General features: G+C 68.5%; 14 protein-coding genes. 7 read left to right on the plus strand and 7 right to left on the minus strand.

Annotated elements, in window-relative coordinates:
- Genes ABTX24_RS16335 through ABTX24_RS16345 form a run of 3 tightly spaced genes read right to left on the minus strand, consistent with a single transcriptional unit; the run spans nt 1 to nt 2,388 of the window.
- Nucleotides 1–366, minus strand: a complete 366-nt coding sequence (locus tag ABTX24_RS16335) for a PPOX class F420-dependent oxidoreductase (protein ID WP_160026552.1) — start codon at nt 364–366, stop codon at nt 1–3.
- Between the two features lie 33 nt (nt 367–399).
- Complete coding sequence (locus ABTX24_RS16340; RefSeq protein ID WP_350840945.1) at nt 400–1,932, minus strand: FAD-dependent oxidoreductase; 1,533 nt, start codon at nt 1,930–1,932, stop codon at nt 400–402.
- Entirely contained in the window at nt 1,933–2,388 is a 456-nt protein-coding gene (locus tag ABTX24_RS16345) for a DUF4383 domain-containing protein (protein ID WP_350840947.1), read from the minus strand.
- 104 nt (nt 2,389–2,492) lie between these two features.
- On the opposite strand from ABTX24_RS16345, the gene ABTX24_RS16350 reads away from it, so the two are divergent.
- The 3 genes from ABTX24_RS16350 (at nt 2,493) to ABTX24_RS16360 (ending at nt 3,671) form a co-directional block, all read left to right on the plus strand.
- Nucleotides 2,493–2,921 (plus strand): VOC family protein, encoded by a 429-nt coding sequence (locus ABTX24_RS16350; RefSeq protein WP_350840949.1) that lies wholly within the window; start codon nt 2,493–2,495, stop codon nt 2,919–2,921.
- 61 nt (nt 2,922–2,982) lie between these two features.
- Nucleotides 2,983–3,252 carry a type II toxin-antitoxin system Phd/YefM family antitoxin gene (locus tag ABTX24_RS16355; RefSeq protein ID WP_160026555.1) on the plus strand — a complete coding sequence of 90 codons (270 nt, stop codon included), beginning with the start codon at nt 2,983–2,985 and terminating at the stop codon, nt 3,250–3,252.
- Nucleotides 3,252–3,671, plus strand: coding sequence for a type II toxin-antitoxin system VapC family toxin (locus ABTX24_RS16360; protein ID WP_350840951.1), 420 nt, complete (start codon nt 3,252–3,254; stop codon nt 3,669–3,671). Before ABTX24_RS16355 ends, ABTX24_RS16360 begins: the two co-directional genes overlap by 1 nt.
- Here ABTX24_RS16360 and ABTX24_RS16365 read toward each other — a convergent pair.
- Complete coding sequence (locus tag ABTX24_RS16365) at nt 3,652–4,809, minus strand: PucR family transcriptional regulator (protein ID WP_350840953.1); 1,158 nt, start codon at nt 4,807–4,809, stop codon at nt 3,652–3,654. The two genes, ABTX24_RS16360 and ABTX24_RS16365, sit on opposite strands and share 20 nt — an antisense overlap.
- Before the next feature lie 95 nt (nt 4,810–4,904).
- On the opposite strand from ABTX24_RS16365, the gene ABTX24_RS16370 reads away from it, so the two are divergent.
- Together ABTX24_RS16370 and ABTX24_RS16375 are read left to right on the plus strand one after the other, a co-directional pair.
- A complete protein-coding gene (locus ABTX24_RS16370) occupies nt 4,905–6,065 on the plus strand; it encodes a ferredoxin reductase (RefSeq protein WP_350840955.1) in 1,161 nt (386 codons plus the stop codon).
- A gap of 32 nt (nt 6,066–6,097) precedes the next feature.
- Nucleotides 6,098–7,348: a fatty acid desaturase family protein gene (locus ABTX24_RS16375; protein WP_160026558.1), complete on the plus strand. Its 1,251-nt coding sequence runs from the start codon at nt 6,098–6,100 to the stop codon at nt 7,346–7,348.
- A 67-nt stretch (nt 7,349–7,415) separates the two neighbouring features.
- Here the strand turns inward: ABTX24_RS16375 and ABTX24_RS16380 are convergent, their stop codons facing one another.
- Nucleotides 7,416–8,309 carry an NAD-dependent epimerase/dehydratase family protein gene (locus ABTX24_RS16380; protein ID WP_350840957.1) on the minus strand — a complete coding sequence of 298 codons (894 nt, stop codon included), beginning with the start codon at nt 8,307–8,309 and terminating at the stop codon, nt 7,416–7,418.
- Between the two features lie 78 nt (nt 8,310–8,387).
- Between ABTX24_RS16380 and ABTX24_RS16385 the strand changes: the two genes are divergently transcribed.
- Together ABTX24_RS16385 and ABTX24_RS16390 are read left to right on the plus strand one after the other, a co-directional pair.
- Nucleotides 8,388–8,951 carry a TetR/AcrR family transcriptional regulator gene (locus ABTX24_RS16385; protein ID WP_350840959.1) on the plus strand — a complete coding sequence of 188 codons (564 nt, stop codon included), beginning with the start codon at nt 8,388–8,390 and terminating at the stop codon, nt 8,949–8,951.
- Nucleotides 8,952–9,036: 85 nt separating this feature from the next.
- Nucleotides 9,037–9,588, plus strand: coding sequence for a RipA family octameric membrane protein (locus ABTX24_RS16390; RefSeq protein ID WP_160026561.1), 552 nt, complete (start codon nt 9,037–9,039; stop codon nt 9,586–9,588).
- Between the two features lie 9 nt (nt 9,589–9,597).
- On the opposite strand, the gene ABTX24_RS16395 is transcribed toward ABTX24_RS16390, so the two are convergent.
- Together ABTX24_RS16395 and ABTX24_RS16400 are read right to left on the minus strand one after the other, a co-directional pair.
- Nucleotides 9,598–10,311 carry a Type 1 glutamine amidotransferase-like domain-containing protein gene (locus ABTX24_RS16395; protein WP_350840961.1) on the minus strand — a complete coding sequence of 238 codons (714 nt, stop codon included), beginning with the start codon at nt 10,309–10,311 and terminating at the stop codon, nt 9,598–9,600.
- Nucleotides 10,312–10,383: 72 nt separating this feature from the next.
- Complete coding sequence (locus tag ABTX24_RS16400) at nt 10,384–13,455, minus strand: M4 family metallopeptidase (RefSeq protein ID WP_350840963.1); 3,072 nt, start codon at nt 13,453–13,455, stop codon at nt 10,384–10,386.
- Nucleotides 13,456–13,574 lie beyond the last annotated feature (119 nt).

Below are 13,574 nucleotides of genomic sequence, written 5' to 3' on the forward strand. Positions count from 1 at the left end.
TCAGTCACCGAGTCCGTAGTCCCTGATCGAGTCCGCCGTGATCCGGAGGACCTCGCGTGAGGTCCCCGGCATCGGCGGGTCCACGTCCGTGAGCGGCTCGGCGGTGCCCCGGATCTCGACCATCCGCGGCTTCCACGGGTCGGTGGACCCGAGATCGTCGACCACGAAGGCCACCTTGGCGTGCTTCTGGACGTTCCGGAACTTCCGTGACCGGCCCATCTCGTAGCCGCCGATGATGATCCGGTGCTCCTCGTCGATCGTGAACCCCACGGGGTTGTTCTGCAGGCCGCCGTCGGGGGCGAGGGTCGCGAGCCTGCCCAGCGGCTGGGTGCGGAGGTAGCGGAGCTGCGTGTCGGTGAACTTCATGGCACCAGCGTCGGTGCTCATGTCGGCTTGAGGTCAAGCCGGATCGGGACCGTGGGTGCCGGGTCGGTCCAGCGGTCTGACGGCGGGCCCGTCCAGGACGGAGCCGTCGGGGGAGAACCGGGAGCCGTGGCAGGTGCAGTCCCAGCTGGTCTCGGCCTGGTTCCAGTGCAGGGGGCAGCCGAGGTGGCTGCACCTGGCGCTCACTGTGTGCAGGGCGCCCGCCGGGTCCCGGTAGCCGCCGACCGTGTCGCCGTCGAGGTCGACCAAGCCGCCCTGGCCCGGTTGCAGCTCGGAGGCGGGGCGGGCCTCGGGGTCCTGACGACGGCCCGCGACGAGCTCCTCGCCGACCTTCAGATTGTCCTTGATGATTCGGCCGACGCTCCGGACGTCGCCGATCCGGCTGGCGTCGAACACCGGTAGCCACGGGTTGTCGGTGCCGGCGAGAAGATCGGCGAGCATCATCGCGGCAGCGGTCCCGCTGTTCAGGCCCCACTTCTGGAAGCCGGTGGCCACCAGGATCATCTCGCTCGTCGGTGGGTAGCCGACGTAGGGCAACCGGTCCGGGGTGAAGTAGTCCTGCGACGACCAGCGGTAGTCGATCGCCTCGACGTCGAAGGTGGTGCGGACCCAGCTCTCGAGGTCGGCGTACATCGCCTCGGTGTCGGGCTCGGCACCGGTCTCGTGGCCGTTGCCGACCACGATCAGGCCGTTCGGCCCGGGGTCCAGCCAGGGCCGGGTCGAGCGGCTGGGCGAGTCGATGCCGATCGCCATGCTGGTCGGCGCCGCGTCGCGCAGGCGGACCGCCAACCCGTAGGAGCGGGAGGGCCTGGTTCGCGCGAAGTAGCCGCCGAGCAGGCCGGGCGGGAGCAGCGATGCGACGACCACCTTGTCGGCCACCACCGTGCCGGCGTGGGTGGTGAGCTGGACGGTTCGGTCGCTCTGCTCATCGATGTCGATGACCCGCGTTCCCTCGCGTAGCTCCCCTCCGGCCGCGGTGAACGCGTCGGCGAGGCCCGCCAGGTATCTGCGGGGGTGGAAGTGGATCTGGTCGTCGAACGCAACCGCGGCCTCGACATCGAAGGGCAGGTCGGTTCGGTCGGTCACCCGTGCGGGGAGCCCGAGCCGAGCAGCGGCGCTCGCCTCGTCCTCGATCCGGGAGCGCTGGTCCGGCTGCCGGGTATAGGCCAGCGCCGGCGCTCGGGTCAGGTCGCAGCTGATCTCCAGCTCCGTGGCGAGGTCGGCGACCTGCTCGACCCCGGCGCGCATCGCACTGGCGTACAGCCGGGCGTCGTCCTCGCCGTGCCGCTCGACCAGCTCGGCGTAGATCAGCCCGTGCTGCGCGGTCACCTTTCCGGTGCTGTACCCCGTGGTGCCTCCACCCACGGTCGCAGCCTCCAGCACGGCGACCTGGAGGCCGCGCCGCTGTGCGAGGAGGGCGGTCGTCAACCCGACGATGCCTCCGCCCACCACGGCCACATCGACCGCGAGATCAGCCTTCCGCCCCGTTTCCGGGGTGGCGGACCGCGGCCTTTCGGCCGTGGCCAGCCACACGCTCGTGCGTTCCATTCAGAGTGCGCCGGGTCGATCTGCTGTTCGTCCCAGTCCCAGGCCGAGCGCCAGCATCCCTACGCCCAGCGCCAGATGAAGCCAGTTGTCGGCGCTGTTGACGGGTACGAAGTTCGCGCTGCTGCCGTGGTCGACGGCCACGCCGTAGATCAGCAGGACCATGTAGATCGCCCCGCCGGCGATCAGGTAGGCGCGGGCTCCGCGCCACGAGGTGGCCAGGACGAGCCCGGCGATCCCGAACAGGAGGTGCACGATGTTGTGCAGGATCGACACCTGGAAGATGCCGAGGAGCAGGGCGGTGGACTCGTGGCCGGCGAAGGTCATCGAGTCATAGTCGGTGGTGACACCCGGGATGAACCCGAGGACTCCGACGAGCAGGAACGTAGCGGCCACGACCGTCGCTGCGGTCTGCAGCGTCGTTGCTGTCATGGACCGATAGGTGGTGGCGTCAGTCATGCCTGGCTCGGTACCCAGATTGCCGTGCTCCCAAGCCCCTGACGGCCGTATCGTTCCCGCTAATCGGAAGCCTTGCGTCCGGAATCCGGTCTAGCGTGAGCGGCATGACGATCGCCGACCCTTCGACAGGCTCGGGACACCGCACCACAGGATGGATCGGTGTCAACCTCGCCTGCACCGACCCGCTCGCACTTGCCAAGTTCTATGCGGACCTGTTCGGCTGGGAGGTCAGCAGCTCCGAACCGACGTACGCCACCGTCCTCATCCGTGATCCGTCGGGCAACGCCACTCACAGCAACCTCGCCTTCGATTTCGACCGCCGCTACCGGCGGCCGGTCTGGCCGAGCGAGCCCGAAGCCCAGCAGCAGATGGTCCACCTGGACATCGGAGTCACCGACGTGGCCGCGGCAGTCGAGGACGCCGTTGACCTGGGTGCGCAGCTCGCAGAATTCCAACCCCAGGCCGACGTACGCGTCATGCTCGACCCCGAGGGCCACCCTTTCTGTCTCTACCTCGATCAGCCAGAAAGCTAGCGGCGCCTTAACGCCGGTCGATTCTGTAGAAAAGTTCTACGAGCCGAGTTATCGTAAATGTATGAGCGAAGTTCGCGTGGGGGAGTTGAACCAGCAGACGGGCCGGGTGCTGCGGCGCGTCCAGAATGGCGAGTCGTTACTCGTCACGGATCACGGCCGTCCGATCGCGGTGATCTCGCCCGCTCCGAAGAGCAGGTTCGACCAGATGGTGGCTCTCGGTCAGGTCCGCATGCCGACGGGCACGGGCGGGGGGTGGAGGTCCGTGAAGGGCGTTTCGCGGGACGAGGACCTGGACGAGGTCCTTGCAGAGCTGCGCGAGGAGAGCATCTGATGCTGGTCTACGTCGACACCTCGGCGCTGGGTCGAATCCTGCTGAACCATGCCGACAGGCCGGCGTTGGAGGACCACCTGGACGAAGTCTTGGAGCGTGGCGATCGGCTGATCTCGTCAGACCTCCTCGACATCGAGCTGGCTCGGCTCTGCGTGCGGTTGGACCTTGATCCGGCTGACGTCGAACGAGTCTGTTCAGACGTCCATTTCATGGGCATCCTTCCTGAAGTCGTCGAGTCGGCGAAGGACATCAAGCAGACACTCAAGTCGCTCGACGCTATCCATCTCGGCACCGCGCTTCTGCTGGCTGATGAAGCCGAAGGAGAAGAGGCTGTCGAGCAGGTGGTGACCTACGACAAGCGGATGGCCCAGGTCGCCGAAGAGCTCGGCTTCGAGGTGGTCAGCCCAGGGCGACCGTGAGGGCGAGGAGCATCGCCGGGTCGTCCAACCGGTCCCCGTACACGTCGCGCAGCTGCCCCATCCGGTAGCGGACGGTCTGGGGGTGGATGAAGAGATCGGCGGCGACCTCGTCGCGCCGGCCCTGGTGGAGGAGCCAGGAGCGGAGGGTCTCGGTGAGCTTCTCGGCGGTGGCGGGGCGTAGGTCGGCCAACGGGGCGAGGACCTGGGCGCGCAGGTCCTCGCGGGCATCGGCGTCGGCGGAGAGGACCAGCTCGACCAGGTGCTGCTCGGTGTCGGAGCCGAGGCCCGCGTCGTGGGCGCGGCGGGCGCGCTCGTACGAGACCCGGGCCTCGCGCCAGGGCTTGGCCGGGCCGGCGATCGACCGGCGACCCTCCAGCGCCTTCATCAGTGCCCGGCGCCGGCGTCCGTGCGCGTCGGGGACCAGCAGCAGGGTGTGGTCGTCGAGGTCACGCAGGTCGTCGTGCTCCAGGGTGCCCTGGTTGACCTTGGCGAGAATGGTGCCGACCTGGGAGTTGGGGACGAGCACGGCGGTCAGCGTGCTCGGCGGGGTCCACTCGGCCCGCACGGCCGCGTCGTCGAGCTCCTCCGGGGTCGTCTCGGCCAGCAGCTTGCGGGCGAGCCGCTCGCGCAGCTGTCGGCGTACGCGTCCGGTCGTGGCTCGCTCGTCGGCATGCCCGGCCGCCGAGGCCTCCGAGATCTCGTCGATCCAGGCGAAGACCAGTGCGGAGAACTCCACCAGCATCGCCGGTTCCATACCGCCTTCGACGGCCTTGCTCGCGAGCTCTCGCCAGGCCACTCGGGCGCCGATGCGATACGCCGCCAGCAGGGCCTCCATCGTCCGCCCGCTCCTCGCCTCGCCGCGGCCCAGGTCATAGGCACCCTGGACCGCAGGCGGCGTCGCGGCGGACACGTCGGAGGCGAGGCCTGCCCCGGAGGCGAGCGACAAGAATCCGCCCAGCGCTACGCCGACCGCGTTCCGGATGGTCTCGCCCATGTGTCCCGAGAGCGCGTCCTGGTAGGGAGGCACCTCGGCGATGATCGCGGCGACCACGTCGTCGCCGACCTGGGGGAGCACAGCACGGATCGAGGCGACGACCTCGGGCGTCAGATGGACGTCATAGGACGAAAGAGCCGGCACATCTCGGGAACTTTTGTTCGTCACGTATAAATCCGCCTATCAGATTCACGTCGCTAACACAGGAGTTTACCTCGAATAAGTAGCACTATGGATACATGGCTGAGATCTCTACATCCCCCGCCCTGTTCGCCCCGGGCGAGGTCAGGCGACCCGCGCTGCGGGAGAGGCTCTCCCGCAAGGTGTGGGAGGTCGCCGAGACGATCGCCACGCCCCTGGCGCCGGCCGACTACCTGGACATGTTCAACCCCCTCCGAACCGGCGCTGACCTGCGAGGACGCGTCGTCAAGGTCACCCCGGAGACCGCCGACGCGGCCACCATCGAGATCAAGCCGGGAGCCGACTGGGAGGGCCACACCCCGGGTCAGTACGTCCGCGTGGGCGTCGACGTCAACGGCGTACGCCACTGGCGCGCCTACTCCCTGACCCACGGCCCCCGCAAGGACGGCCTCATCTCGATCACCGTCAAGGCCGTGCCCGACGGCAAGGTCTCCAGCCACCTGGTGCGCCGCCTGCGCCCCGGCAAGATCGTCCACCTCGAGCAGGCAGCCGGCGACTTCGTCCTGCCCAGCGACCTGCGCGGCCACAAGTTCCTGATGGTCACCGCCGGCTCCGGCGTGACTCCGGTCATCGGGATGCTGCGCAACCTCTTCCCGGTCACCGACGAGGGCGTCGTCGAGCACCAGCGGCTCGACGTGACCGTCGTCCATGTCGCCCCGAGCCGCCCGGACTCGATCTTCATCCGCAACCTCGAGTCCCTCGCCGAGGCCGGCGCGATCCGCCTCGTCACCCGCTACACCGGCACCGAGGGCCGCATCGACATCGACACCCTGACCGAGCTCGTCCCCGACCTGAGGGAGCGCAAGGCGTACGCCTGCGGCCCCGCGGGTCTCCTCGACAACCTCCAGGCCTGGTACGACGAGGCGGGCCTGCCGCTCCAGACCGAGCAGTTCCGTCTGGCCACCGTGGTGACCAGCGAGGGCGGCACCGTCGCCTTCACCGGCAAGACCGTCGACGCACCTGGTGACAAGCCGATCCTCGACGCCGCCGAAGAGGCCGGCGTCCTCATGCCGAGCGGTTGCCGTATGGGCATCTGCTTCGGCTGTGTGCTCCCGATGAAGGAGGGCGCCGTCCGCGACCTCCGCAACGGCGAGCTCACCGTCGCCCGCCCGGGTGAGACCGGCCCCGATGGGGTACCCATCCAGACCTGCATCTCCGCCGCCGCCGGCGAGTGCGTCATCGACCACCCTGCCTCCTGAGGCATCCCCCACAAGACGAGAGCGAGACAGCCATGACCATCGCACCTGATGCCCCGGCCTACACCGGCCCGATCGCCCACCTGACCCGCGACGACATCGAGCAGCTCGGCCGCGAGCTCGACGCCATCCGCCAAGAGGTCATCGACACCCGCGGTGAGCGCGACGCTGCCTACATCCGCAAGGTGATCAAGGTCCAGCGCTCGCTGGAGCTCGGCTCCCGTGCCGTCCTGCTCGGGAGCATCTTCCCGCCGGCGTTCGTCGTCGGCACCGTCGGTCTCTCGATCGCCAAGATCCTGGACAACATGGAGATCGGCCACAACATCATGCACGGCCAGTGGGACTGGATGCGTGACCCGAAGATCCACTCCACCGTGTGGGAGTGGGACAACGCCTCGACGAGCGAGGGGTGGAAGCACTCCCACAACGAGCTGCACCACACCTACACGAACATCGTCGGCAAGGACAACGACCTCGGCTGGGGCATCATGCGCGTCGACGAGGAGCAGCGCTGGACACCGGCGAGCCTGTTCCAGCCCGCGATGAACTTCATCAACATGTGCATCTTCGAGTACGGGATCGCGATGTACGACCTCGAGCTCGGTCGGGTGATCCGGCAGAAGAAAAAGGGCCGTCGCCCGTCTGCCGAGTGGCAGATGGCGGCGAAGCGTACGGTCGCCAAGGTCCGCCGCCAGGCGTTCAAGGACTACGTCGCCCACCCGCTCGTCTCGATGGTGACCCTGTCGGGCCCGACGACGCTGCTGGCCAACGTCATCGCCAACTTCACCCGCAACGTCTGGACCCACTCGGTGATCATGTGCGGTCACTTCCCCGAGGGCGTCGAGACCTTCGAGCTCAAGGACATCCCGGAGAACGAGACCCGCGGTGAGTGGTACGTCCGGCAGATGCTCGGCTCGGCCAACATCTCCGGCTCGAAGTTCCTGCACGTGATGACGGGCAACCTGTCCCACCAGATCGAGCACCACATCTTCCCGGACCTGCCCTCAAACCGCTACGCCGAGATCGCCCCCAAGGTCCGCGCGCTCTTCGACAAGTACGGCCTCAACTACCACTCCGCGCCGATGCCGCAGCAGGTCGCCTCCGCGTGGCACAAGGTGCTGCGCCTCTCGCTGCCCAACGGCTTCCTCGAGTCCACGAACGTGCGCAACGCGCCCTCGCAGGTCGTCAAGCTCGTCAAGGCGGTCCGCGGTGACACCCGCACCCGTCGCCGGCTCCTCAAGGAGTTCGAGGCCGCCGGCGCCGCCTCCGTCGGCAAGGCCATCTAGTTCGCTACGACGGGGAGTTCTCGTCGGCTACCTGCAGGTAGACCGACGAGAGCTCCCCGTCGTACGTTCAGGCGTCGTTCGCCCCGGCGGCGATGTCCTCCAGGAGCGTCGGGCCCGTCGGCTCCCAGCCCAGGGTCGCGCGGGTGATGTCGGATGAAGCCGACACATCCGTGCTGAACATCATCGACATCCAGCCGAAGTGGGCTTCGGAGTCCTCCGGGCTGATCGACCGCACCGGCAGGCCCAAGCGGTCACCGAGCGCCTCCGCGATCGTCCGGGTGGGGATGCCGGTCTCGGCGACCGGGTGCGCGCGGAAGCCGGCAGGCGCCTTCTCCAGCGCGAGTCGCACCATGCGGGCGGCGTCCGGGCGGTCGACGGAGGACCAGCGGTTGCTGCCGTCGCCGATGTAGCCGGACACGCCCTGCTTCCTGGCGACCTGGGCAAGGTAGGTGACGAAGCCGGGGTCGCCACCGCGGCCGTGGACGATCGGGAAGCGCAGCGCCACAGGGCGTACGCCCTTCTCGGCATGGCTCAACGCGAGGTTCTCGCTGCCGCCGCGCATCGAGTCGGGTCCGTGGAAGGGGCTGGCATCCTCCTCCGTGGCGATGCGCCCAGGGGCGGCTCCCGCGGCGCCGCTGGCGAACAGGAACGCCTTTCCGCTGCCCTCGAGGGCCCCGAGCATCGCGCTCACCGCGGCACGCTCGGACCGTCCGGCCGCGGCGTAGTTGTCGAAGTCGTGGTTGAACGCCAGGTGGATGACGGCATCCGCAGCCTTGGCGGCGACCGCGAGCGATCCGGGGTCGTCGAGCGAACCCCGGTGGGCGGTCGCGCCCTTGGCCTCCAGGGCAGCCGCGGCCGCCTCGGAGCGGGCCAGGCCGGTGACGGCATAGCCGTTCGCGAGCAGCTCGTCGGTGACCGCGGAACCGATCCAACCGGAGGCTCCGGTGACGAAGATGTTCATCGGGTTTCCTTTCATGTCAGTAACTGACATCGACGGTAGCACGCGATGTCAGAAACTGTCATCGCATAGGATGGGCGTATGGGGCGATGGGAGCCGGACGCGCGAGGTCGGATGCTGGAAGCTGCCATCGAGCTGTTCACCGAGAAGGGCTACGACAAGACCACCGCGGGCGACATCGCCGCCCGGGCAGGGGTCACCGAACGCACGTTCTTCCGTCACTTCGCCGACAAGCGGGAGGTGCTCTTCGCCGGCCCGGTCACGCTCGACGACCTGGTCGCCAAGGCGGTCGCCTCCGCCGACGCGGACGCGACGCCGTTGCGGATGGTGCTCGACGGCGTACATCAGGCGGCGGTCGAGCTCAGCGCGCTCCGCACCCGTGAGCAGGCGGTGGAGCGGGCCCGGATCGTCGAGGCGACTCCCGCGCTGCGCGAGCGCGAGCTGCTCAAGATGGCCGACATGGCCGCCGCCGCTCAGGCGGCTCTCGTGGAGCGAGGCGTCGCTGAGACCGTCGCCGCGCTGGCCGCCCATGCTGCCGCCGCGGTCTTCCAGACAGCGTTCGGCCGCTGGGTCTCGGAGACGACCGATCTCAGCCTCGCCGAGTGTGTCGACGAGGCCGCTGCCACGCTGCTCGAGCTCCGATAGCCGAACTCGAGGCAAACGGTGACGAATCTCGTATGGACATCACCCCGCCGGGACCGGTAGACAACTACGCACTATGGAGAACGAGTTGATTCCCGGAGCTGAGTCGCCGACCGCGGTACGCAGCTATGTGACCGCCAACAAGCCGAACCCGTCGGCGCTCGCCGAGGGTCTGTGGGTGCTTCCTCCCGACGTGCTCTCCAGCGGTGACCGCGCGATCCTCTTCGACCAGTACAAGCTCTACGTCGCCGAGGCCGAGCGGCTCAGCGTGCGGCGTACGCTCACCAGCGCGTTCCTGCTGGTCCTCAACGTCGGGATCCTGGTCGCCGGCACGGCGCTCGTGGCCAGCTCTCCTGAACGGCCCTGGCTCTTCACGGTCGCCCTGATCGCCGCCCTCGGCTCGTGCCTCGGCTGGTTCTGGATCATCCGCTCCTACCGGCAGATGGCGAGCGGGAAGTACTCCGTCATCTCCCACCTCGAGAAGCAGCTCCCCGCGGCGCCCGGCGTCGCGGAGTGGTCGGCCGTCGGCCTCGGTCGCGACAGCTCGCGCTACCTGCCGATGAGCAACGTCGAGGTGTGGGCCCCCGCGCTCTTCGGCTTCTGCCACCTCGCGACGTACGCCCTGCTCTACGTGCCGTAGGACCAAGCGCTAGTCGAGCACCCTGACCTCGAGCGGGGTCTCCCCGTCCGGCCCGACGGCGAAGGCGACCGCATCGGGCCGCTCGGTGATCGCCTCGACCAGCTCGCCGTCGCGCCACAGCAGGGCGACGCCGTCATCGGCCGCGTGGCCGGAGGGCAGCGCGCCGGAGCCGACGAACCGGACGTACGTCTCCCGCCGGTCCTCCTCGCCGAGGTAGTGCGGGCAGAACGAACCGGGCAGGAAACCCAGTCCGTCGGGGAGCGGCGCGGTGGGGCCGAAGGAGTCCGTCGAGGACGCCTCGTACCAGCAGTTCGCCCCCGCCGAGATCCCGGCCAGGATCGTGCCGCCGGCGGCGGCCTTCTCCAGGAGGGCGGGCAGTCCGTGCAGCCGCCACACCGCGAGCAGGTTGGCGGTGGACCCGCCGCCTACGTAGACGATGTCCTGGTCGAGCAGTTGCTCGAGGTCGTTGATCGGAAGCTCGTGCCCCTCGGGCGCCTTGTTGAACAGTGACAGCACCTTCGCCTCGGAACGAACGGCGTACGCGGCGAGGAACTTGTCGTGGTAGCTGTCCGCGTCTCCGCTCGCGGTGCCGATGAAGCAGACTTTGGGCCGCGGGTTCCCGGTCAGCCGGTTGAGCTCCGCGTCGAGCGGCGAGAAGTCCTGCCCGTGCACCTCCGGCATCGAGAAGCCGCCACCGCCCATGGTCACAATCGTTCCGCGCATGGCGTGAGTGTAGGGACACAGAGGGCCCCGCCGAACTGGTTTGTTCGGCGGGGCCCTGTGAAGGTGTGACGGTTACTTGACCCTGACGGTCACCGTCTCGGTGATCGCCTCGTTGTACCGGTCACCCGAGTAGACCACCTTGTAGGTGTGGGCGCCTCGGATCGCCCGGAAGGTCGCCTCCTCCTTCTTGAGGGTGAAGCGGCCGACGCGGATGCCGTTCTCGCTGACGACGATCTCGCCGGAGGCGCGCTTGCCGTCGACGGTGATCTCGACCTTGCCGCGCTGCGGCGAGGTGGCGGAGATCTCCGGGACCGCCCTCTCGGTGCAGTAGCTCACCTTGACGTTGTCGACAGCCCAACCCCGGGCGCCGCCACAGCCGTCGCGACCGAAGTCGAAGCGGAACTTCACGGTGTCGCCGGCGGCTGCGATCGAGTCGAGCTTCACGATCGTGGTGCCCCACTTGCCGGTGAAGCTGTTGCCGTCCGAGCCGGTCCAGGCCGGCTGGCCCTCCATGTATCCGCTGTCGGCACTCATCGTGCCGCCCGGTGCGTTGAAGGCGTACGCGGCCTGGTCGACGACCTTGAACTCGCCGCCGTTGACCGAGGCCTTGACGTTACCGCCGTCATAGCCCCATTCGGTGAGGACAGAGTGGTCGAAGCTCAGCCGTGGGGAGAGGCCCTTGGGCACCGTGAGAGTCGGGCTGACGAGGCCGTTTCGGCTGGTGATGTCACCCGTCGCGGATCCGCAGGCGCCCTCGTTCGGGTCCGGCGCGAACGCCAGACCGGTCTCGTTACCCTCGACGTCGCTGCCTGCCTCCCAGGGGATGTCGTTCCCGGGGACCAGGGCCTCAGCGTCCTGGGTCCAACCGGTCAGACCGTCCTCGAAGTCCTCGGTGTAGGTGGCGACCTCGTTGGTGCCCTCGCCACACAGCGCGGGGGTGTTCGGGTCGAGCATCGGGCCGAAGTTGCACTGGACCGGCTCCTTGGTCAGCTCGGTGGCCGTGTTGGCCGCCCCGACCGCCGCGCAGTCGTCGGCCGTGATCGGGTCGAGAGCCGGAGCCTCGGCCTCGCCACCCGGAGTCTCGCCGCCGCCGGTCTGCGGGGTCGAGGTGCCCAGGGTGAGCTTCTTGAGCGTCGTCACACCCATCAGGTCGGCGCACGAGGAGACCATCGCCTGGGCGTACTCGGGGAAGCCCGAGGTCGGCGTCAGGTAGTTGGTCTGGGCGTGCCAGATCAGGTTGGCCGCCTTGTCCAGGCCGATGCCCGCCACGTTGACGTCGTTGTAGGCGCCGCCGTCGACGAGCAGGGCGTAGTGGTGGTTGATGACACCGGAGTTGACGTGGACGCCGCCGGAGTCGGTGGCACCGTCGCAGTGGTACTCCTCGTCGGAGACCTTGGCCGGGTCGCCGTAGCAGTTCGGGTTCCACATGTCGCGGATCGCGCCGCCGAAGGCGGTGGAGTCCTCACCCATCAGCCAGCGTACGGACTCGTCCTTGGACTCGGTCGAGGCGTCCTTGATGGTGATGTTGACCGGGCCGGTGGCGTTCTTGATCTTCTGCCCGGTGGCGTAGTCGGTGGTCGCCCCGTAGATGTCGGACGTGCCGGAGATGCTGCCGATCGGCTGACCCTGCAGGAACGCGATCACGACGCCCTTGGCGCCGGCGTCCTTCGCGTTCGCCACCTTCTGGACGAACGGGCAGGTGCCACGGTCGACGAGCACGAACTTGCCGTTGACGGCAGCGGCGTTCTCCAGCGGGGAGCAGCCGTCGGTGGTCGACGGGCCGCCGCTGTTGGCGGCGTCGAGGCCGACCACGATGTCGCTGGTCACCCCGGCGGTCGGGAAGACCGGACCGAAGCTGGCGGCCGCGGCCGGGCAGTCACCGGCCACGTCGGCCGGCGAGTTGATGGTCAGCGTGATGGCGCCACGGGTGGAGGAGGAGCACTTGCCATCCGTACGGGCCACGTCGTCGGTGGTGTTCTCCCGCGCGTTGAGGAAGTCGACGGTGTTGCCCCACATGTCGGAGTACGCCTCGTTGAGCGCGCCCGGCTGCCACTGGTAGATCAGGCCGGAGGTGTGCTCGGTGTAGGCGTGGCCCCACTCGTGGGCCACCACGTCGTCGGAGGTGACGCCGGAGCAGTAGTTGGTGGTCTCGCCGTTCCAGTTGGCGTTCGGGCACGAGATCGCCGGATCGTTGTTGACCGTGACCATCTTCGAGCCGTTGCCGTCGTAGGAGTCGCGACCGAAGGTGTTCTTGAAGAGCCAGTAGGACTCGCCGGTGGTGGCGACCTCGTTCTGCTGGTCCTGGTCGAGCGTGCCCGGGAAGGCGTCGTTCTCGGTCCAGACGGTCTCGTCGTCGGTGGTCTCGGGGGTGTTGTGCTTCTCGACGAGCTCACGGTCGGTGGCCGCGTGGAGCATCGAGTAGCGGTTGACCGGCTTGCCGGTGGCGGCGTCGAGTACGACGACCTCGCGCACGGTGGACCGGTTGGACACCTCGACGACCCAGGCGAGCAGGCTCTTGCCGCTCACGCCCTGGGCCGCGCCCATGCGGTAGATGTTGAGGTCGGCCTTGACGACCTCAACGCCGCTGGTGTCGATCTTGCTGTCGGGGTGGGCCTGGGCCGGCTTCGCCTTCACCAGCTCGAGCGCCTTGGCGCCGGCCTTCTCCTTCGACCACTTCGGGGTCGTGCTGAGGTCGAGGTCGGGGGCGGCGAAACCGTTGACCGAGGTCAGGTCGCCGGCCTTGTCGACGTGTGCCTTCAGGACGCCGCCGAAGACCGGGACATCCTTGTAGACCTGCTCGAACTCGACCGTCCACCCGGCCGGGGTCGTGCTGACCTTCGACTGGTCGAGCTGGGCGGGCTTCGCGCCGAAGACGGACGCGTACTCGTCGAGGTAGGCGCGCGCCTTCGCGGCAGCCTCGGACTTGGTGTCGGCGGCGATGTCGGGCAGCAGATCGCCCTTGGTGGACGCGTAGCCGATCAGGCCGGTGGCGCCCTCCTTCTTGAGCGTGACGGTCTGATCAGCCGCGGCCTTCAGTTGGTCGATGCCGCTGGGATCCGGTTCCGCGGCGAAGGCGGCGATCGGTGTGGCCACCAGGCCTGCCGCGACGAGCGCAAGGCTGATTCCTTGCTTTCCGAGCTTCACGGGTTGCTCCTCTCGGGGTACCGCCGCGTCGAGTCGCGGCGATTTCGCATCGTAGAGAGATTTGCGACGAGGAGGGGTGTAAACGCGAATCACGAGTCCGAAACGATTCCCCCTCGGGA

The organism is Nocardioides sp. NPDC127514 (genome assembly GCF_040302125.1).
Classification (GTDB): Bacteria; Actinomycetota; Actinomycetes; order Propionibacteriales; family Nocardioidaceae; genus Nocardioides.

Excerpts from the sequence above, each read along its gene's own strand:
- ABTX24_RS16335 (WP_160026552.1), bottom strand. The coding sequence starts at position 366 with ATGAAGTTCACCGACACGCAGCTCCGCTACCTCCGCACCCAGCCGCTG.
- ABTX24_RS16340 (WP_350840945.1), bottom strand. The coding sequence starts at position 1,932 with ATGGAACGCACGAGCGTGTGGCTGGCCACGGCCGAAAGGCCGCGGTCC.
- ABTX24_RS16345 (WP_350840947.1), bottom strand. The coding sequence starts at position 2,388 with ATGACTGACGCCACCACCTATCGGTCCATGACAGCAACGACGCTGCAG.
- ABTX24_RS16350 (WP_350840949.1), top strand. The coding sequence starts at position 2,493 with ATGACGATCGCCGACCCTTCGACAGGCTCGGGACACCGCACCACAGGA.
- ABTX24_RS16355 (WP_160026555.1), top strand. The coding sequence starts at position 2,983 with ATGAGCGAAGTTCGCGTGGGGGAGTTGAACCAGCAGACGGGCCGGGTG.
- ABTX24_RS16360 (WP_350840951.1), top strand. The coding sequence starts at position 3,252 with ATGCTGGTCTACGTCGACACCTCGGCGCTGGGTCGAATCCTGCTGAAC.
- ABTX24_RS16370 (WP_350840955.1), top strand. The coding sequence starts at position 4,905 with ATGGCTGAGATCTCTACATCCCCCGCCCTGTTCGCCCCGGGCGAGGTC.
- ABTX24_RS16375 (WP_160026558.1), top strand. The coding sequence starts at position 6,098 with ATGACCATCGCACCTGATGCCCCGGCCTACACCGGCCCGATCGCCCAC.
- ABTX24_RS16380 (WP_350840957.1), bottom strand. The coding sequence starts at position 8,309 with ATGAACATCTTCGTCACCGGAGCCTCCGGTTGGATCGGTTCCGCGGTC.
- ABTX24_RS16385 (WP_350840959.1), top strand. The coding sequence starts at position 8,388 with ATGGGGCGATGGGAGCCGGACGCGCGAGGTCGGATGCTGGAAGCTGCC.
- ABTX24_RS16395 (WP_350840961.1), bottom strand. The coding sequence starts at position 10,311 with ATGCGCGGAACGATTGTGACCATGGGCGGTGGCGGCTTCTCGATGCCG.